Raw genomic sequence first — 18,914 nt, 5'->3', positions numbered from 1 at the left:
ATCTACAGCGGAGTGTGGTTACACCATGATGGACAGCTTACGCACGGCTGCTAACAGTCTCGTGCTCAAGATTATTTTCGGTATCATTATCGTGTCGTTCATTTTGACCGGCGTGAGTGGTTACCTGATTGGCGGGGGCAATAACTTCGCCGCCAAAGTGAATGGCCAGGAGATTAGCCGCGGGCAGTTCGAGAATGCGTTCAACAGCGAACGTAACCGCATGCAGCAACAGCTGGGCGATCAATACTCCGAACTGGCTGCGAACGAAGGCTACATGAAAACGCTGCGTCAGCAGGTGCTGAATCGTCTTATTGACGAAGCGCTGCTGGATCAGTACTCCCGCGAGCTTAATCTCAACATCAGCGACGATCAGGTTAAACAGGCTATTTTCGCCACGCCTGCGTTCCAGGTGGACGGTAAATTTGATAACAATCGCTACAACGCGATTGTTAATCAGATGGGAATGACCGCAGACCAGTACGCTCAGGCATTACGTAATCAGCTTACTACCCAGCAACTGATTAACGGCGTTGCCGGTACGGACTTCATGCTGAAAGGCGAAACGGACGAGCTGGCGGCGCTGGTCGCACAGCAGCGTATCGTTCGCGAGGCGACAATTGACGTTAACGCACTGGCCGCCAAGCAGTCTGTTACCGAGCAGGAAGTTGCCAGCTACTACGAGCAGAATAAAAACAACTTTATGACGCCGGAACAGTTCCGCGTGAGCTACATCAAGCTGGATGCTGCTGCTATGCAGGAGACGGCCAGCGATGCTGATATTCAGGCTTATTATGACCAGCATCAGGATCAGTTCACTCAGCCGCAGCGTAACCGCTACAGCATCATTCAGACCAAAACGGAAGATGAAGCCAAAGCGGTACTGGACGAGCTGAAAAAAGGCGGTGATTTCGCTGCGCTGGCAAAAGAAAAATCTGCTGACATCATCTCTGCCCGTAAAGGCGGTGATATGGGATGGCTGGAAGATTCCACCACCCCGGATGAGCTGAAGAATGCCGGTCTGAAAGAGAAAGGTCAGCTGTCAGGTGTGATTAAGTCTTCCGTTGGTTTCCTCGTTGCGCGTCTTGACGACGTACAGCCTGCGCAGGTTAAACCGCTGAGCGAAGCCCGTGACGACATTGCGGCGAAAGTGAAGCAGGAAAAAGCGCTGGATGCCTACTATGCGCTGCAGCAGAAAGTGAGCGATGCCGCCAGCAACGATAACGAATCCCTGGCGGGCGCGGAGCAGGCGGCGGGTATGAAAGCGGTTGAAACGGGCTGGTTTAGCCGTGACAGCCTGCCGGAAGAGCTGAACTTCAAACCGGTCGCTGACATCATTTTCAATGGTGGTTTGGTTGGTGAGAACGGTACGCCTGGCAGTAACTCTGACATCATCACCGTGGATGGCGATCGCGCGTTTGTACTGCGTATTGCAGAGCACAAAGCTGAAGCCATTAAACCACTGGCTGAAGTGAAAGATCAGGTAACTGCGCTTGTTAAGCACAATAAAGCAGAGCAGCAGGCGAAGCTTGATGCCGATAAACTGCTGGCGGATCTGAAAGCTGGTAAAGGCGATGAAGCCATGAAAGCGGCGGGTCTGAGCTTTGGCGAGGCGAAAACGCTGAGCCGTACGGGTCAGGATCCGCTGAGTCAGGCGGCCTTTGGCCTGAGCCTGCCGGCGAAAGACAAACCGAGCTACGGCGTGGCGAACGACATGCAGGGTAACGTTGTACTGCTGGCGCTGGACGAGGTGAAAGCCGGTTCTATGCCTGAAGAGCAGAAGAAAGCGATGGTTCAGGGGATTACCCAGAACAATGCGCAGATTGTCTTTGAAGCGCTGATGAGCAACCTGCGTAAAGCCGCAAAAATTAAAGTCGGTGACGCACTGGAACAGCAGCAATAACCGAGGCTACTCGCAAAAAATTGCAAAAAGTTGTATCAACCAAAGGCCGCTTTCGCGGCCTTTTCCATTTCTGATATTTGCCGTTTGTCTGCCGTTCTGCACCTCGCTATCGTGATTCCACTGTTAACAAACAAGGAGAAAACAGTATGAAACATGGAATCAAAGCCCTGCTTATTACCCTTTCATTGACCTGTACCGGTATGGCTCAAAGCGCACTGGCTGCAGAGCCAGTCGCCAAAAGCCAGGCGACTCAAGCCAAAGTGGATGCTACGGGGGTAGCACAAAGCAAAGCCACGCAACCGGCTAAAGCGAGCGATGATGAAGGCACCAGGGTAAGCATCAACAGCGCTTCTGCGGAGGATTTAGCGCGAGTCATGAATGGCGTAGGTCTGAAGAAAGCACAGGCGATTGTGAGCTATCGTGAGGAGTACGGGCCGTTTAAAACGGTGGAGGACTTAAAGCAGGTGCCGGGCATGGGGAGTTCGCTGGTAGAGCGCAATCTGGCAGTTTTAACACTTTAATAACTTGCAGAGTGCTGAAAGTTTGCCAGACTGTAGAGGTCATACCAGTTATGACCTCTTACCCTGAAGTGTGTTCCTATAAAAACAACGTAAGGCTCCTGCGCTATGCAAACACAAATCAAAGTTCGTGGTTTTCATCTTGATGTCTATCAGCACGTTAACAATGCTCGCTATCTTGAGTTTCTGGAAGAAGCCCGCTGGGATGGCCTGGAAAACAGCGACAGCTTTCAGTGGATGACCGCACACAACATCGCTTTTGTGGTCGTGAATATTAACATTAACTACCGCCGCCCTGCGGTGCTGAGCGACCTGCTGACCATTACCAGTCAGGTGCAACAGCTAAATGGCAAAAGCGGTGTGTTGAACCAGACTATCACCCTGGAGCCGGAAGGACAGGTGGTGGCAGACGCGTTGATTACCTTCGTCTGTATTGATTTGAAAACGCAAAAGGCGCTACCGCTGGAAGGGGAGTTGCGCGAAAAACTGGAGCAGATGGTGAAGTGATGGAAGGAAGCCTGACGGCGCTTCGCTTATCAGGCTTACGGGCGATATTGACCACGGTGAATGTCGAAAGCCGGATAAGGTGCGTGCACCGCCATCCGGCAAAACGATCACTTTAGTCCTGTTTTCTGCTTCATTGCCGCCATCACTGCCGGTTTATCTGCCAGATAATGGTTCAGGCCGTTGGCGCGCAGATTACAGGCCGCGCAGTGACCGCAACCGTCACCTTTGATGCCGTTATAACAGGTCAGCGTTTCTTCGCGTACCAGGTCCAGCTTGCCCCAGTAATCGGCCAGTGCCCAGGTTTCGGCTTTATCGATCCACATCAGCGGGGTTTCAAAGCGGATATCTTTCGCCATTCCCAGGCTTACGGCATGGTTCAGGGCTTTGACGAACTCATCGCGGCAGTCCGGATATCCAGAGAAATCCGTTTCACAAACGCCGGTAATGACCGCCTCCGCCTGCACCTGATACGCGTAAATCGCCGCCAACGTTAAAAACAGAATATTGCGTCCTGGCACAAAGGTATTAGGAATGCCGTTCGCATCCGGTTCGTAATCGGGTACCGGAATGTTATCGCGGGTCAGGCTGCTGACGGCCAGTTCGCTGAGCAGCGTTACATCAAGTACCTTGTGCGCACGCGCGCCAAGTTTTAAGGCCAGGTCACGTGCGACATCAATCTCAGCGCGATGGCGCTGACCATAATCAAAGGTCACGCAGTGCACTTCATCATACTGATGCAGCGCTTGCGCCAGACAGGTTGTGGAGTCCTGACCCCCACTGAATACAACAACGGCACGTTTCATGGTTTTTCCTGACAAATAACGAAACCCTTATGGTAGCGCCTGGGCGTGTCGCCGACCAGCTTCTTCACGCTGACGGGGGCGGTAGCCAGGCTTCGGTAAATTCAAACCAGCCGCGAGGATTCAGGCGTACGCCGTTCACGCCCGGCGGAGCGCTAATACGATAGTGATAATTGAACAGCGGTGTCAGGGTCGCGTCATGCATCAGCGAGGCGAAAACGTGTTGTAAAGCCGCATGACGATCGTCCTCATCGGCCTGAATTTGCAGGGCATCCAGGGTGGTTTGCAGATGAGTATATGCCGGTGAGCTCAATACATGTGACCAGAGCTGATCGCAGCGCAGCCACTGTTCGAGGGTATATTCAGGTGCTTCGCCAATCAGCCTGTCTCCCATCATCAGGTCGGCCTGGGCTAAAGGATGGTCGCCATCCCAGTTTTTAGCATTATGAAAAATAAGCGTTAATTCACAGTCGAGTAGCGCCAGCGCCTGGCGAAGCTGTTCAGCCATGGCGTGCAACTCTACCGGCAGGTGATAGGCCAGCGTAAGTTTTTCCGGTAGCGGTACGTCGTCCAGTTCATCCCATTGGGGGATCGTCCATCCCGGCAGCAGCGCATTGCTTGGCGTGATCAGGTTTTCATCCACGTCAAGCGTTTGTAGCAGGGAAGAGCGGTGGATAATATTGACCAGGCGACGGGCCTGCTGCGTATTCAGCCGCGCGCTTTTTCTGAGCGTGAGATAGCAGAAACCGAGGCTGATCCCGCTGCTTACCTGGCTTAGCATGGGAAGCTCTTCGGGTTTACCAATTGCAATTTGAACCGGATGGCGACAGCTGGTGCCCAAATCCTGGGAGAAAAGCTGCGGGGTTATCCAGTATTCAATGGCTTTTAGTAGCGGATGACTCAGGTGGTAGTGATCGTGACTCTCGATGCGCACCAGGTCTGGGGTAAACAGCGTCAACCGAAACGGACCGGTACCAACAAACGGGAGTTCGGGATGTGCCAGGTGACTGCTGTAGCTTGCCAGACGATGCGCCAGCCAGAAGTCGGGGCGATGCAAAATAAAGGTTAGGCACTGGGGATGCGTCACCTCAATGCGCTTTACGCTGATAAACAGCTTATTTAACGCGGGTAGCTCTAACAGCTTCAGCAACTGTTGATGTAGCTGTGTGCTGCTGACCGCATCGCCGTTATGCCAGTACAGGGTGGAACGAATATAGAAATCCCAGCGCTGGCCGTCGGCGGAGATATTCCAGTGGTGGGCTAAATCTCCGCAGGGGCGTTGCGTAATACTGTCGAACCGGGTCAGGCCCGAGAATATTTGTCCGGCGAGGTGTTGCTCTGCGCGACCGGGGAGAAATCCAGGGTGCAAAGGGTCGAGCTGGCGGTAATAGGGGATGCGCAGGGTTGGCGTGTCGTTTTGCCACTGCCCGCCCATAAACGGCTGGAGCAGCGTTCTTAATTCTCCCGGCGCCAGCTGAGCCAGCTCAAGTACGCTAAGTTGCTCCCCCTTTTGCAGCGCTTGCTCCATCATAATGCTGCGTAGCGAATCTGGCGTCACCAAAAAGCGCAGCTGCCCGCGTTTCCCACGCCCCGACTGGGCGTGCCACTCCAGCCAGCCAGCATCCTGCGCTTGCTTCAGCAGGGTACGCACGTGGCGCTCGCTGCAAAAACAGCGTTCTGCCAGCTCCCCGACGGTCACCGACTGCGGTTCTCCCGCCGACGGCTGCCACAGGCGTTGGTACTGATTCAGGCGATTCAACAATCTCATATACACGTCATCCTTCAAGCTGCCTCTTTGTTGGCGGCGTTAATTCATCCCAGCCACTGCATGCTCCTGGACGTTCATTCACTTGCCGCCTGGATGCAACTTGAATGATTTTGTGTAATAAACCCGGAACAATTCATTTTATCTATTCACTATTACTTCCGTATATCTCAGGTGATACTGAATCACAAGTTAACCGCGTCACAGTGTGGAGAAAGAAATGGCTCGTCTGGCTGCATTTGATATGGATGGCACCCTTTTGATGCCGAATCACCATTTAGGTGACGAAACGCTTTCAACGCTGGCGCGCCTGCGTGAACGCGAGATCACCCTGACATTTGCCACCGGCCGCCATGTGCTGGAGATGCGCCATATTTTGGGTTCTATCTCACTGGACGCCTTTTTGATCACGGGTAACGGCACGCGCATTCACTCTGTTGAGGGCGATGTATTGCACCGTCGGGATCTGGATCCGACTGTGGCGGATATCGTGTTACATCAGAAGTGGGATACTACAGCCAGCATGCATGTCTTTAATGACAACGGTTGGTTCACCGGACAAGAGATCCCATCGCTGCTACAGGCGCATGTGTATAGCGGATTTCGCTACCAGATCGTCGATGTGAAACGTATTCCGGCTCATCAGGTAACGAAAGTCTGTTTCTGTGGGGATCATGACTCCCTGATCCAATTACGCATTCAACTGAATGAGGCGCTGGGTGAGCAGGCAAATCTCTGTTTTTCCGCGGTTGATTGCCTTGAGGTGCTGCCGGTGGGCTGTAACAAAGGATCGGCGCTGGCGGTACTAAGCGACCACTTAGGTTATTCAATGGCCGAATGTATGGCATTTGGCGATGCCATGAACGATCGCGAAATGTTAGGCAGCGTTGGGCGCGGCCTGATTATGGGCAACGCGATGCCACAACTGATTGCTGAACTGCCGCATTTGTCGGTGATTGGGCATTGCCGCAATCAGGCGGTGTCACACTTTTTGACGCATTGGCTGGACAATCCGCATCTACCTTATTCCCCCGAATGAGAGATCCCTTCCAGCAAGCCAGACTTCGCGTCTGGCTTTTTTTTATCCCATTAATGGGTGTTCAGAAGCCGGGTGAGTTCCGCTTTCCACGGCGTTAAATCACCGATGTGCGTGTCGATCCACTGCGGGTTGTAGTAGGTTTCAAGATAGCGTTCGCCGCTGTCGCACAGCAGCGTGACCAGTGAACCGCTTTCTCCGGCATCGCGCATACGGGCGGCAAGTTGCAGCGTTCCCCACATGTTGGTGCCGGTTGAAGCGCCGACTTTGCGGCCCAACTGCGTTTCCAGCCAGTGTGCGGTGGCCACGCTTGCGGCATCCGGCACGCGCAGCATTTCATCGACTACGTCAGGAATGAAGGAGGGTTCGACACGTGGGCGGCCGATGCCTTCGATTTTGCTTCCTACCGGGCTGCGTAACGTTGCATCGCGATCCTGCCAGAAGGGCAGAAAGACTGAGTTTTCCGGATCCACCACCATCAGGCGGGTGTCGTAGCCCTGACAGCGAATATAGCGGCCAATGGTTGCAGAGGTGCCGCCGGTTCCGGCGCTCATTACAATATGGCGGGGGACAGGGTTGGGCTCGCACTGCATCTGACGGAAGATGCTGTCAGCAATATTGTTATTGCCACGCCAGTCGGTAGCGCGCTCAGCATAAGTGAACTGGTCCATGTAATGACCGTTCAGCTCACGCGCCAGCTGTTCAGAGGCCGCATAGATTTCACAGGCGCTTTCCACGAAATGACAGCGACCACCGTAAAACTCAATCTGTTCAATTTTACGCTTCGCCGTACAGGAAGGCATGACGGCAATAAACGGCAGCCCTAACAGTCGGGCGAAATAAGCCTCAGAGACCGCCGTTGAACCGGACGATGATTCAATGATGGTGGTGCCTTCTTTAATCCAGCCATTGCACAATCCGTACAGAAACAGTGAACGCGCCAGACGATGCTTCAGGCTCCCGGTGGGATGCGTGCTCTCATCTTTTAAATAGATCTGAATGCCCGGGAACGCCGGTAGCGACAGACGAATGAGATGCGTATCCGCAGAACGCTGATAATCCGCGTTGATTTCATTGATGGCGTTTTTAACCCAGGAGCTATTCATCATTAATAGATATCCATTTGTCATTTTGTGCCAAGAATAGCGAAAAGCACGGAAAAAATTGTTGCCATTTAGCCTTTAAAATAGAATGTAAGGAGAAAATTCTTCTCTGTGGAGTGGATATGTTAGACAAAATTGACCGTAAGCTGCTTAGCCTACTGCAACAGGACTGCACCCTTTCTTTGCAGGCGTTAGCAGATGCCGTTAATCTGACTACCACCCCCTGCTGGAAACGCCTCAAACGGCTTGAAGATGACGGTATCCTGCTGGGTAGAGTCGCCCTGTTAGATCCAGAAAAACTGGGGCTGGGGCTGACCGCGTTTGTGCTGATTAAGACTCAGCATCACAGCAGTGAATGGTATTGCCGCTTTGTCACCGAAGTCACCGGTATGCCGGAGGTTCTGGGGTTCTGGCGTATGGCAGGGGAGTATGATTACCTGATGCGAGTGCAGGTCGCCGATATGAAAAGCTACGATGAATTTTATAAGCGCCTGGTGAACAGCGTACCGGGCCTGTCTGACGTCACCTCCAGCTTTGCGATGGAACAGATTAAATACACAACTGCTCTCCCTATTGAATAACTCTCCCGGCGCTTATTGCCGGAAATCTTGTCAGGACATAACGCGTGCGATTATTTGCTCAATTAAGCTGGTACTTCCGCCGGGAGTGGCGTCGCTACCTCGGGGCGGTGGCCCTGCTTATCATCATCGCTATCCTTCAGCTTATTCCGCCGAAAGTGGTCGGGATCATTGTGGATGGCGTGACGACTCAACGCTTCACCACCGAGTGGCTGCTGATGTGGGTGGGAACAATTGCCCTGATTGCAGTGGTGGTTTATTTGTTGCGCTATGTCTGGCGCGTGCTGCTGTTTGGCGCATCCTACCAACTGGCGGTTGAGCTGCGGGAAGATTATTACCGTCAGTTGAGTCGCCAGCATCCAGAATTTTATCTGCGTCACCGAACGGGCGATCTGATGGCGCGTGCGACCAACGATGTTGATCGGGTCGTATTTGCCGCCGGAGAAGGCGTGCTGACGCTGGTAGATTCGCTGGTAATGGGATGTGCGGTGCTGATCGTGATGTCAACGCAGATAAGCTGGCAGTTGACGTTAATTGCGCTGCTGCCGATGCCGGTGATGGCGTTGATGATCAAACGTTACGGCGATCGACTCCATAACCGCTTTAAGCTGGCGCAGGCGGCGTTTTCCAGTCTCAACGACCGTACTCAGGAAAGCCTGACCAGTATTCGCATGATCAAGGCCTTCGGTCTGGAGGATCGGCAATCGGCATTATTTGCCGCCGATGCCGAAGATACCGGTAAGAAAAACCTGCGCGTGGCGCGCATTGACGCCCGCTTTGATCCCACGATTTATATCGCCATTGGCATGGCTAACCTACTGGCGATTGCTGGGGGAAGCTGGATGGTGGTGCACGGCTCGCTGACGCTCGGCCAGCTCACCAGCTTTATGATGTATCTCGGTTTGATGATTTGGCCGATGCTGGCGCTGGCATGGATGTTTAACATCGTCGAACGTGGCAGCGCGGCGTACAGCCGTATTCGCGCCATGCTGTCTGAAGCGCCGGTGGTGGATGACGGCACTGAACCGGTACCGGAAGGGCGTGGGGAGCTGGCGGTGGCGATTCGTGAATTTTGCTACCCGCAAACGGCACATCCGGCGCTGGAAAATGTGAACTTCCAGCTTAAACCTGGGCAGATGTTGGGCATTTGTGGGTCTACCGGCGCGGGGAAAAGTACGGTGCTGTCGCTGATTCAGCGTCATTTTGATATCACCCACGGCGATGTGCGCTTTCATGATATCCCCTTAACGCGATTACAACTGGATAGCTGGCGCAGCCGGCTGGCAGTTGTCAGCCAGACGCCATTCCTGTTTTCGGATACCGTTGGCAATAACATCGCGTTAGGACGCCCTCAGGCCACGCAGGAAGAGATCGAGTATGTGGCACGCCTTGCCAGCGTTCATGAGGATATTTTACGTCTTCCGCAGGGCTACGACACCGAAGTGGGCGAACGTGGGGTGATGCTGTCTGGTGGGCAAAAACAGCGTATTTCTATCGCTCGAGCGCTACTCCTGAACGCTGAAATCCTGATTCTGGATGATGCGCTGTCGGCGGTAGATGGTCGTACCGAGCATCAGATCCTGCATAACCTGCGCCAGTGGGGCGAAGGCAGAACCGTCATTATTAGCGCCCACCGTTTATCGGCCCTGACGGAAGCCAGCGAGATTATCGTGATGCAGCATGGGCATATTGCCCAGCGCGGTGAGCATGATGCGTTAGTGCAGCAGCCTGGCTGGTATCGCGATATGTACCGCTATCAGCAACTGGAAGCGGCGCTGACTGATGCACCAGAGATAAACGAGGAGGCGGCTAATGCGTAGTTTTGGGCAATTATGGCCGACCCTGAAAAGATTGCTGGCGTATGGCTCTCCATGGCGAAAACAGCTGGCTATTGCGGTAGTCATGCTGTGGGTGGCGGCTGCGGCGGAAGTCAGCGGTCCGCTGCTGATTAGCTATTTTATCGATAACATGGTGGCGAAGAATAATCTGCCGCTGGCGATGGTCGCCGGGCTGGTTGCGGCATATATCGGTCTGCAACTGCTGGCGGCTGGCCTGCATTACGCGCAGTCATTGCTGTTTAACCAGGCGGCAGTTGGCGTAGTACAACAGTTGCGCACCGACGTAATGGACGCTGCGCTGCGCCAGCCGCTCAGCGCCTTTGATACTCAACCCGTCGGGCAGCTAATCTCCCGCGTGACCAACGACACCGAAGTTATTCGCGACCTGTACGTGACGGTGGTAGCAACGGTCCTGCGCAGCGCGGCATTAATTGGCGCCATGCTGGTAGCGATGTTCAGCCTTGAGTGGCGTATGGCGTTAGTGGCGATGGCCATTTTCCCGGCCGTGCTGGTGGTGATGGTGATTTATCAACGCTATAGCACCCCGATTGTGCGCCGGGTTCGCGCTTATCTGGCGGATATTAACGATGGCTTTAACGAAGTCATCAACGGCATGAGTGTTATCCAGCAGTTCCGCCAGCAGGCGCGATTTGGCGAGAGAATGGGCGAAGCAAGCCGCTCGCACTATATGGCGCGTATGCAGACCCTGCGACTGGATGGTTTTTTGTTGCGCCCGCTGCTTAGCCTTTTCTCGGCGCTGATCCTCTGCGGATTGCTGATGCTGTTCAGTTTTACCTCTGGCAGCTCGATCGAGGTTGGCGTGCTGTACGCGTTTATCAGCTACCTCGGCCGTTTGAACGAACCGCTGATCGAGTTGACCACTCAGCAATCAATGTTGCAGCAGGCGGTTGTCGCCGGTGAGCGAGTGTTCGAACTGATGGATGGGCCACGTCAGCGCTATGGTGAAGATGAGCGACCGCTAAAGAGCGGGGACATTGAAGTGGATAACGTTTCATTTGCCTATCGCGACGACAATCTGGTGCTGAAAAATATCAGTCTGTCCGTGCCTTCGCGCAGCTTTGTGGCTTTGGTCGGGCACACCGGCAGTGGTAAAAGCACGCTCGCCAGCCTGCTGATGGGTTACTACCCGCTGACGCAGGGGGAAATCCGCCTTGATGGACGGCCGCTGTCTTCACTGAGCCACGGTGCGTTACGTCAGGGCATCGCCATGGTGCAGCAGGATCCGGTGGTGATGGCAGATACCTTCCTGGCGAACGTTACGCTGGGCCGCGATATCTCAGAAGAGCGGGTATGGCAGGCGCTGGAGACCGTGCAACTGGCAGAACTGGCGCGAGGTCTGAGCGAGGGGATTCATACCCGACTGGGCGAGCAGGGCAATAATCTCTCCGTTGGTCAAAAACAGCTGCTGGCGTTGGCGCGGGTGTTGGTTGAAACGCCACAGGTGTTGATCCTCGACGAAGCGACGGCCAGTATTGACTCCGGTACTGAACAGGCCATTCAGCAAGCTCTGGCGGCGGTACGTGAACACACCACGCTGGTGGTGATTGCGCATCGATTATCGACGATTGTCGATGCGGACACCATTCTGGTGCTGCATCGCGGTCAGGCGGTTGAGCGTGGTACGCACCAGCAATTACTCGCGGCGCAAGGCCGTTACTGGCAGATGTATCAGCTGCAACTGGCGGGTGAAGAGTTAGCCGCCAGTACGCAAGACGATTCTGTTATCGCCTGATGGCGCGGCGCTTACCCGGTCTGCGGCCAGCGCGGTCTCGTAGGCCGGATAAGGCGTTTACGCTGCCATCCGGCAATCAACAATCTGGTGCAAAAATGTAACGCACTATGCACCGTTATAGTGCGTTTTTTCTTTTTCTCTCCCGGAAGTACCCTGAGAACCTGAATCATCCCGCCTTTTTCATTTCTGGCACATCCCTTGCAATATCCCTCTCGTGTATCTGCAGCCACTACTGAATTCTGACTGGAGGGGATCTATGAAGCTGGTTACCGTGGTAATCAAACCGTTCAAACTGGAAGACGTCCGTGAAGCATTGTCGTCTATTGGTATTCAGGGGCTGACCGTCACCGAAGTGAAGGGGTTTGGCCGACAGAAAGGTCATGCTGAGCTGTACCGTGGGGCTGAATATAGCGTCAATTTTCTGCCGAAGGTGAAGATTGATGTGGCGATTGCCGACGATCAACTGGATGGCGTGATTGATGTCATCAGTAAGGCGGCATACACCGGGAAAATTGGCGACGGCAAAATCTTCGTCGCCGAGCTGCAACGTGTGATTCGTATTCGTACCGGCGAAGCCGACGAAGCCGCACTGTAACGTCTGGCACACAGTGATAGGAAACCAAAAAATGAAGATAGCAACGATGAAAACAGGTATTGCTTCACTGGCGCTGTTGCCGGGACTGGCGATGGCGGCACCGGCGGTTGCGGATAAAGCGGATAACGCTTTTATGATGATCTGTACCGCGCTAGTGCTGTTTATGACCATCCCTGGCATTGCGCTGTTCTACGGCGGTTTGATTCGCGGTAAGAACGTGCTGTCGATGCTGACTCAGGTTACGGTGACATTTGCTCTGGTTTGTATTTTATGGGTGGTTTATGGCTACTCACTGGCCTTTGGCGAAGGAAATAATTTCTTCGGCAACTTCAACTGGGTATTGCTGAAGAATATTGCGCTAACGGCGGTAACGGGGAGCTTCTACCAGTACATTCACGTTGCTTTTCAGGGCTCTTTCGCCTGCATCACCGTTGGGCTAATCGTCGGTGCGCTGGCTGAACGTATTCGCTTCTCCGCGGTGCTGATTTTTGTGGTGGTATGGTTAACGCTGTCGTACATCCCCATTGCGCATATGGTCTGGGGCGGCGGCTTGCTGGCTTCCCACGGCGCGCTGGATTTTGCCGGCGGAACGGTTGTACACATCAACGCGGCGATTGCCGGTCTGGTAGGCGCGTATCTGATTGGCAAACGTGTCGGTTTTGGCAAAGAAGCTTTTAAACCGCATAACCTGCCGATGGTCTTCACCGGTACCGCTATTCTCTACATTGGTTGGTTTGGCTTTAACGCTGGTTCAGCGGGTACGGCAAATGAAATCGCCGCACTGGCCTTCGTCAATACCGTGGTCGCCACCGCTGCAGCCATCCTCGGATGGATCTTCGGTGAATGGGCGCTGCGTGGTAAACCGTCTCTGCTGGGCGCCTGCTCTGGTGCCATTGCGGGTCTGGTGGGCGTAACACCTGCATGTGGCTATATCGGTGTCGGCGGCGCGCTGATTATCGGTGTCGTTGCGGGTCTGGCAGGCCTGTGGGGCGTGACCATGCTGAAGCGTTTTCTGCGTGTGGACGATCCGTGTGACGTGTTTGGCGTTCACGGCGTGTGCGGCATTGTCGGCTGTATCCTGACCGGAGTTTTCGCTGCCAGCTCTTTGGGAGGCGTGGGCTTTGCCGAGGGCGTGACCATGGGGCATCAGCTGCTGGTGCAACTGGAAAGCGTGGCGATCACCATCGTCTGGTCTGGCGTGGTGGCTTTCATTGGCTATAAGCTGGCGGATATGACGGTTGGTTTGCGCGTACCGGAAGAGCAGGAGCGCGAAGGTCTGGATGTAAACAGTCACGGCGAGAACGCTTACAACGCCTGATTCTCAATTTGCCGGATGGCAACGCTTTTGCGCCACCATCCGGTAATTCTCAATTGCGATTACGCATTACCCCTTCCTGTACGGTAGAAGCGACCAGCACGCCATCCTGGGTATAAAACTCTCCGCGTACAAAGCCCCGGGCACCGGATGCCGAAGTACTCTCGACGTTATACAGCAGCCATTCATTGATATTAAACGGACGGTGGAACCACATGGAATGGTCAATGGTGGCGATCTGAATCCCTTTTTCCAGGAAGCCAATCCCATACGGTTGCAGCGCAACAGGCAGGAAGTTCAGGTCTGAGGCATAACCCAGCAGATACTGATGGACGCGCAGATCGTCCTGCAGCACGCCGTTAGCTCGGATCCATACCTGGCGCGTCGGAGGTGCGACGTGACCTTTTAGGGGGTTATGAAACTCGACAGGGCGTACTTCCAACGGACGATCGTTGATAAATTTTTCTTTCAACAGCGGCGGCAGCAAATGCGCCACTGAGCGGGCAATTTCCGTTTCTGATTTCAGCTCATCGGGACCCGGCGCATCTGGCATGGTTTTCTGATGTTCAAATCCGTCTTCCGGTGCCTGAAAAGAGGCAGTCATGTAAAAAATGGGTTTACCATTCTGGATCGCGGCAACGCGGCGCGCGCTGAAGCTGTTACCATCACGCAGGACTTCCACATCATAGATGATGGGCTTTTGGCTATCGCCGGGGCGTAAAAAGTAGCTGTGAAAAGAGTGTACCAGACGCTCTTCCGGTACGGTTTCTTTTGCGGCATATAGCGCCTGACCGACAACCTGTCCCCCAAAAACCTGACGTAACCCTAAGTCTTCACTTTGGCCCCGAAAGAGTCCTTCTTCAATTTTTTCCAGATTTAACAATGTCAGCAAATTTTTCAGTGCCAGACTCATACGTGCTCTCCAGGTGATATCGATGTCGCAGCGAGGTAGGCAGAGTATAACGCAATTTTAAAAGTGGTCCGATGGGTGCAATTGTCTGAATTACTGGCCTATTACAGGCAAAAATAGCTGTCTTGTGCCACACTTAGTCACGTTATGTTTTTGTTAACCACTCTTCTGGCGAGGAAAGTTCTCGCTGGTGCATAGATGATAAGGAGAATTTAATGAAACTCGTGCACATGGTAAGTGGTTTAGCGGTTGCAGTCGCTCTGGCGGCCTGTGCCGATAAAAGCGCTGATATTCAGACACCTGCGCCAAGCCCTAATACGTCAATTTCTGACACACAGTCTAAAATTCAGCAGCCAAATGTCTCCGGTACAGTATGGATCCGTCAGAAAGTGGCCTTGCCACCCGATGCGGTGCTAACCGTTACGCTGTCAGATGCTTCACTGGCCGATGCGCCGTCAAAAGTGCTGTCGCAAAAAGCGGTTCGTACTGAAGGTAAACAAGCGCCATTCAGCTTTGTATTACCGTTCAACCCGGCAGATATTCAACCTAACGCCCGTATTCTGCTGAGTGCGGCTATTACGGTAAATGATAAACTGGTCTTTATTACTGATACCGTTCAGACGGTCATCAATCAGGGTGGGACTAAAGCCGACCTGACGCTGGTCCCTGTACAGCAAACAGCAGTACCGGTTCAGGCGAGCGGTGGGGCTACTACCACGGTTCCGTCTACTTCACCAACCCAGGTGAATCCATCATCTGCGGTTCCTGCTCCCACGCAGTACTAAGGTCGTTGTAACCCTCTCCGCCTGGAGAGGGTTAGTACACCCAGCGATAGCGCTGTAAATCGATCTGTCCGCTTCCTGAAACCACTATTCCTTCTGCCAGCAACGCCTGACGTTGTCGTTGCAGGTCGGGACCCGTCAGCGAAATGGCCCCGTGGCGATTGACCACCCGATGCCAGGGCAGGGCGCTGCCTTCGGGGAGACGCTTAAGCACGCCGCCTACCTGACGCGCAGCGCGCGGCGATCCCGCAAGCCGGGCAACATCGCCATACGTGGTGACGAAACCTTCGGGGATTGAAGCGACAATTTGCCAGACGCGTTGGGGGAAAGAGTCCTGTATATCCATCATTTATTCCTGCGCTAATCCTCCAGCATAATGCCGAATGGCGAAGGAGTGAAGCCGCATTGCACAAGAAAACAGCATCCGATGCTGGATGGGTTGCAATTACAGGGTGCAGCAGTGATAATGCGCCTGCGCGTTGGTTAACAACGCTCTCAATGGGGGCTCTGTTGGTTCTCCCGCAACACTACTCTGTTTACCAGGTCAGGTCCGGAAGGAAGCAGCCAAGGCAGATGACGTGTGTGCCGGGATGTAGCTGGCAGGGCCCCCACCCAATTCTACCGTCCGGCAATTTCTCTTCTGTTTATCTTCTTTTCTTTGTCATCGTATCGTCATTTTATTGTCATCAAATACTGTCACTGTGTTTTGGGGATGTTATTTGAGCTTTTGCCGCCGCCATTGCGCTGTAATGACATGGTCTTACATCCGGTGTGTTGTGGCTGACCACAAGGATTTTCTACGATGTCGACCGCTGTATTGAATGTCAAAGTTGATGAGACGCTAAAAGAAAAGCTTCGCCATTATGCTGAAGTGCATAATGAAAATTTGAGTATCGCCACGGAAAAACTGCTACTGATCGCGTTTTCCGCCATTGAAGAGGTGGGAGTCTCCGCTGAGGATATCGATAGCCAGCATACGGAAGAATCCGTAGTTGACGCACTGACTCCTAAAGAAATCAAAGCATTGCGAAGATTACTGAAGAAGAAAAAATGAAACAACAATCGCTCTCAACCGCCTGTAATTATGGCGAAGCCTGTGAAATGCTACGCTCCGATTATGTGAAACACGTTCGTCTGAGCTGGAATGTCGGCAGCGATGAGTTCTTCCGTATTGCCTCCGACTGGTGTGATGCCGGGGCAAAAATTAAGAAAGACGGTGAGAATTTCGTGATTTCCCTGAAGGGTTTTCCGGTTCCTCCTCAGCGGTAGTATTGCCAGGACCTCCTCGTCCATCACGGCATTCAAGAGCGGGTCCTTTAACTCGTCGTTTAGATTATTTTACGCATTTTCCCGCCGCTGGCCTGCAAACGCAGGCTATCCCAAATAGGTTGCAACACTCTGAAGGCGGCACATGCTGTGTCATCCGGCAACGTGAAGGGCATACGCAAAAAGCGGTCGAATGCGCCATCAAGGCCGAACCGCGTACCGGTTCCCAACTGAATGCCTGCACTTTCGGCGCGCGTGGCAAAGAGCGTCGCCAGCGTATCAGGCAGTTCAACCCAGAAAGAGAGTCCTCCTTGTGGCTGGGTAAATTGCCATTCCGGAAAATGTGAGTTCATCAGGCGCGAGCACAGGTCTCGCTGTGATGTGAGCCGGCGTCTTCTGTCAGGAAGAAAGTCCTCAGCGTTATCCAGCAGCCAACTGGTGGCGAGTTGTTCAAGCACCGGGGAGCCCAAATCGAAGGTGTCGCGGGTTTGGACCAGCGCGGCAATGGTACGCGCCGACGCCCGAATCCAGCCCAGACGTAATCCGCCCCAAAAGCTTTTCCCTGCTGAACCGAGCAGGATGATCGGGGCATCGCGATTGAATGCGGCAAGCGGCGGTGGCGGTGGGGCGTCATACCACAGGTTCACCATGGTCTCATCGACCACCAACGTCGTGCGGGTTCTTTCAGCAATATCCGCCACGACCTGGCGAGTAGCGGTGTCCATACAGCGCCCGGTCGGGTTGTGAAAATCCGGCATCAGATAGGCCATTCTCGGTGCAGTTTGCGCGATGGTGGCGACCAGACCCGCCGTATCCCAACCGTGCTCGGGCAGCGACACGCCGACGGGTCGACATGACGCCCCTTGTATTGCTGCAATGGCCAGCGGATAAGTGGGGTGATCTACCACTACGCGATCGCCGGGGCCGGTGAGTAAACGCAGGATCAACGCCAGACCGCTGACCGCGCCGTTCACGACCATTATTTCGTCGGGCTGCGTCGGGAGTCCGCGTTCGCAATAATGCCGGGCGATGGATTCACGCAAAACCGACAGTCCCTGCGGTAGATACCCGGAGCTCAGCAGATGCTGCGGCATTGCGAACAGAGCCTGCTGGTAAGCCTGATGAATTTCAGGACCGGCACTCAGCGCTGCCGTGGACAAATCAAGCGCTGTGCCAGTGCTGGTCCGCGTTGGCACATGGCGAATGTGTTCCGGCAGGATCACCCGTGAACCGCTACCATGTCGGCTTTCCAGATATCCCTCCTCACGCAGTTGCGCCATGGCGCTGGCGACGGTGGTTCGGCTGACTTGCAGAACGGCAGCGAGTTCGCGTTCACCGGGCAAGCGGCTATCCAGCGCCAGTCGCCCATCGAGGATCAGCAAACGTAACGCTTCTGCCAACTGTCGCCAGATGGGCGTTCGCGAGGGACTTTCCTGCCAGTGTCCGAGCAGGCGTTGCAAAGACTGGCTTCCGTAACGGCGAGATGACATAGCAGTCCACTTTTTGAAAACTGGACATTAATCATAGTGCCAATTGCGGTGAAGATGAAAGTTATCTGAGAGTAAGAGGGGAAGAACATGCTGCGTCGTTTACTTCAGCTGTTTATCGGGCTGACGCTGTATGGTGTGTCGACGGCGATGTTTGTCCGTGCCGATTTAGGGGCCGATCCGTGGAACGTGTTTCACCTGGGGGTGGCAAATTTACTGTCGATGAATATCGGCGTGGTGATTATTGCCGTGGGTGTGTTGGTGCTTCTGGCGTGGATACCGTTACGCCAGCGCCCAGGGTTTGGCACGTTGAGTAACGTGATTATGATTGGGCTGGCGGCAGATGTCGCGCTGCTGGTGATTCCGGGATTTGAATCCCTACTGGCGCGCAGCGGGCTGCTGGTGTCAGCGGTGATACTGAATGCGTTAGCAACCGCTCTGTACATTGGTGCCGGTTTTGGCGCGGGCCCGCGTGACGGTCTGATGACTGGAATTCACGCGCGTACCGGCTGGCCAGTACGACGAATTCGAACCGCAATCGAAGTGTCCGTGTTGCTTATTGGTTGGCTGCTGGGGGGAACCGTTGGGTTTGGAACGGTGCTGTATGCACTGGCTATTGGGCCGCTGATTCAAATTTGCCTGCCATGGTTTTGCCATCAGCCGCAGGCGCGTATTCGTATCAGGAATGCGCCTGGGGCACGATCGCCTGCTGGCGACTAAACTTAACCTCGACTGACGCGGCCGGAATCGGCTTGCCGCGC

At 54.2% G+C, this 18,914-nt stretch carries 18 protein-coding genes, 1 other RNA gene and 1 pseudogene; 14 read left to right on the top strand and 6 right to left on the bottom strand.

The window, feature by feature from the left end:
• Positions 1-25 precede the first annotated feature (25 nt).
• The 3 genes from ppiD to fadM all read left to right on the top strand — a co-directional run bounded on the left by ppiD (position 26) and on the right by fadM (position 2,925).
• Positions 26-1,900 carry a peptidylprolyl isomerase gene (ppiD, locus tag HV314_RS18970; RefSeq protein WP_181546447.1) on the top strand — a complete coding sequence of 625 codons (1,875 nt, stop codon included), beginning with the start codon at positions 26-28 and terminating at the stop codon, positions 1,898-1,900.
• A 146-nt stretch (positions 1,901-2,046) separates the two neighbouring features.
• On the top strand, positions 2,047-2,421 hold the full coding sequence (locus tag HV314_RS18965) for a helix-hairpin-helix domain-containing protein (protein WP_095715158.1): 375 nt from the start codon (positions 2,047-2,049) through the stop codon (positions 2,419-2,421).
• 105 nt (positions 2,422-2,526) lie between these two features.
• Positions 2,527-2,925 (top strand): long-chain acyl-CoA thioesterase FadM, encoded by a 399-nt coding sequence (gene fadM, locus HV314_RS18960; protein WP_016152055.1) that lies wholly within the window; start codon positions 2,527-2,529, stop codon positions 2,923-2,925.
• A gap of 107 nt (positions 2,926-3,032) precedes the next feature.
• On the opposite strand, the gene queC is transcribed toward fadM, so the two are convergent.
• Together queC and HV314_RS18950 are read right to left on the bottom strand one after the other, a co-directional pair.
• Positions 3,033-3,728, bottom strand: a complete 696-nt coding sequence (queC, locus tag HV314_RS18955) for a 7-cyano-7-deazaguanine synthase QueC (RefSeq protein WP_003021638.1) — start codon at positions 3,726-3,728, stop codon at positions 3,033-3,035.
• Positions 3,729-3,792: 64 nt separating this feature from the next.
• On the bottom strand, positions 3,793-5,493 hold the full coding sequence (locus HV314_RS18950) for an SgrR family transcriptional regulator (protein WP_181546445.1): 1,701 nt from the start codon (positions 5,491-5,493) through the stop codon (positions 3,793-3,795).
• A 217-nt stretch (positions 5,494-5,710) separates the two neighbouring features.
• Between HV314_RS18950 and cof the strand changes: the two genes are divergently transcribed.
• Positions 5,711-6,529, top strand: a complete 819-nt coding sequence (gene cof / locus HV314_RS18945; protein WP_131347895.1) for an HMP-PP phosphatase — start codon at positions 5,711-5,713, stop codon at positions 6,527-6,529.
• A gap of 50 nt (positions 6,530-6,579) precedes the next feature.
• Here cof and HV314_RS18940 read toward each other — a convergent pair whose 3' ends face one another.
• Positions 6,580-7,635 carry a PLP-dependent cysteine synthase family protein gene (locus tag HV314_RS18940; RefSeq protein WP_094168793.1) on the bottom strand — a complete coding sequence of 352 codons (1,056 nt, stop codon included), beginning with the start codon at positions 7,633-7,635 and terminating at the stop codon, positions 6,580-6,582.
• A gap of 116 nt (positions 7,636-7,751) precedes the next feature.
• Between HV314_RS18940 and decR the strand changes: the two genes are divergently transcribed.
• The 5 genes from decR (at position 7,752) to amtB (ending at position 13,711) form a co-directional block, all read left to right on the top strand.
• A complete protein-coding gene (gene decR, locus HV314_RS18935; protein WP_016152059.1) occupies positions 7,752-8,210 on the top strand; it encodes a DNA-binding transcriptional regulator DecR in 459 nt (152 codons plus the stop codon).
• Positions 8,211-8,254: 44 nt separating this feature from the next.
• Positions 8,255-10,027: a SmdA family multidrug ABC transporter permease/ATP-binding protein gene (locus HV314_RS18930; RefSeq protein ID WP_181546443.1), complete on the top strand. Its 1,773-nt coding sequence runs from the start codon at positions 8,255-8,257 to the stop codon at positions 10,025-10,027.
• Positions 10,020-11,798: a SmdB family multidrug efflux ABC transporter permease/ATP-binding protein gene (locus HV314_RS18925; protein WP_181546441.1), complete on the top strand. Its 1,779-nt coding sequence runs from the start codon at positions 10,020-10,022 to the stop codon at positions 11,796-11,798. The genes HV314_RS18930 and HV314_RS18925 overlap by 8 nt, the downstream gene beginning before the upstream one ends.
• Positions 11,799-12,054: 256 nt before the next feature.
• Positions 12,055-12,393 carry a P-II family nitrogen regulator gene (gene glnK, locus HV314_RS18920; protein ID WP_003021657.1) on the top strand — a complete coding sequence of 113 codons (339 nt, stop codon included), beginning with the start codon at positions 12,055-12,057 and terminating at the stop codon, positions 12,391-12,393.
• A 31-nt stretch (positions 12,394-12,424) separates the two neighbouring features.
• Entirely contained in the window at positions 12,425-13,711 is a 1,287-nt protein-coding gene (gene amtB, locus HV314_RS18915) for an ammonium transporter AmtB (RefSeq protein ID WP_008783954.1), read from the top strand.
• Positions 13,712-13,760: 49 nt separating this feature from the next.
• Here amtB and tesB read toward each other — a convergent pair whose 3' ends face one another.
• A complete protein-coding gene (tesB, locus tag HV314_RS18910; protein WP_016152062.1) occupies positions 13,761-14,621 on the bottom strand; it encodes an acyl-CoA thioesterase II in 861 nt (286 codons plus the stop codon).
• A 212-nt stretch (positions 14,622-14,833) separates the two neighbouring features.
• Here tesB and HV314_RS18905 point away from each other — a divergent pair, with 212 nt between their 5' ends.
• Complete coding sequence (locus HV314_RS18905) at positions 14,834-15,403, top strand: YbaY family lipoprotein (protein ID WP_016152063.1); 570 nt, start codon at positions 14,834-14,836, stop codon at positions 15,401-15,403.
• Positions 15,404-15,434: 31 nt separating this feature from the next.
• Here the strand turns inward: HV314_RS18905 and HV314_RS18900 are convergent.
• Positions 15,435-15,824: pseudogene (locus tag HV314_RS18900) on the bottom strand (MGMT family protein).
• Between the two features lie 84 nt (positions 15,825-15,908).
• Between HV314_RS18900 and ffs the strand changes: the two are divergent.
• The 3 genes from ffs to HV314_RS18885 all read left to right on the top strand — a co-directional run bounded on the left by ffs (position 15,909) and on the right by HV314_RS18885 (position 16,669).
• Positions 15,909-16,005, top strand: an RNA gene (gene ffs / locus HV314_RS18895) — signal recognition particle sRNA small type.
• A 197-nt stretch (positions 16,006-16,202) separates the two neighbouring features.
• Positions 16,203-16,454: a hypothetical protein gene (locus HV314_RS18890; protein WP_047501909.1), complete on the top strand. Its 252-nt coding sequence runs from the start codon at positions 16,203-16,205 to the stop codon at positions 16,452-16,454.
• Complete coding sequence (locus HV314_RS18885) at positions 16,451-16,669, top strand: hypothetical protein (RefSeq protein WP_181546439.1); 219 nt, start codon at positions 16,451-16,453, stop codon at positions 16,667-16,669. Before HV314_RS18890 ends, HV314_RS18885 begins: the two co-directional genes overlap by 4 nt.
• A 59-nt stretch (positions 16,670-16,728) precedes the next feature.
• Here HV314_RS18885 and yczR read toward each other — a convergent pair whose 3' ends face one another.
• The gene (gene yczR, locus HV314_RS18880) at positions 16,729-18,156 is read right to left on the bottom strand and encodes a MocR-like transcription factor YczR (protein ID WP_080858961.1); all 1,428 of its coding nucleotides are present in this window, start codon (positions 18,154-18,156) and stop codon (positions 16,729-16,731) included.
• Between the two features lie 87 nt (positions 18,157-18,243).
• On the opposite strand from yczR, the gene yczE reads away from it, so the two are divergent.
• Positions 18,244-18,873, top strand: a complete 630-nt coding sequence (gene yczE, locus HV314_RS18875; RefSeq protein WP_016155872.1) for a membrane protein YczE — start codon at positions 18,244-18,246, stop codon at positions 18,871-18,873.
• The last annotated feature ends 41 nt before the right edge of the window (positions 18,874-18,914 follow it).

The sequence above is a fragment of the Citrobacter sp. RHBSTW-00887 genome (assembly GCF_013728095.1).
Classification (GTDB): Bacteria; Pseudomonadota; Gammaproteobacteria; order Enterobacterales; family Enterobacteriaceae; genus Citrobacter; species Citrobacter braakii.
This window is presented reverse-complemented; position numbering and strand designations above follow the sequence as displayed.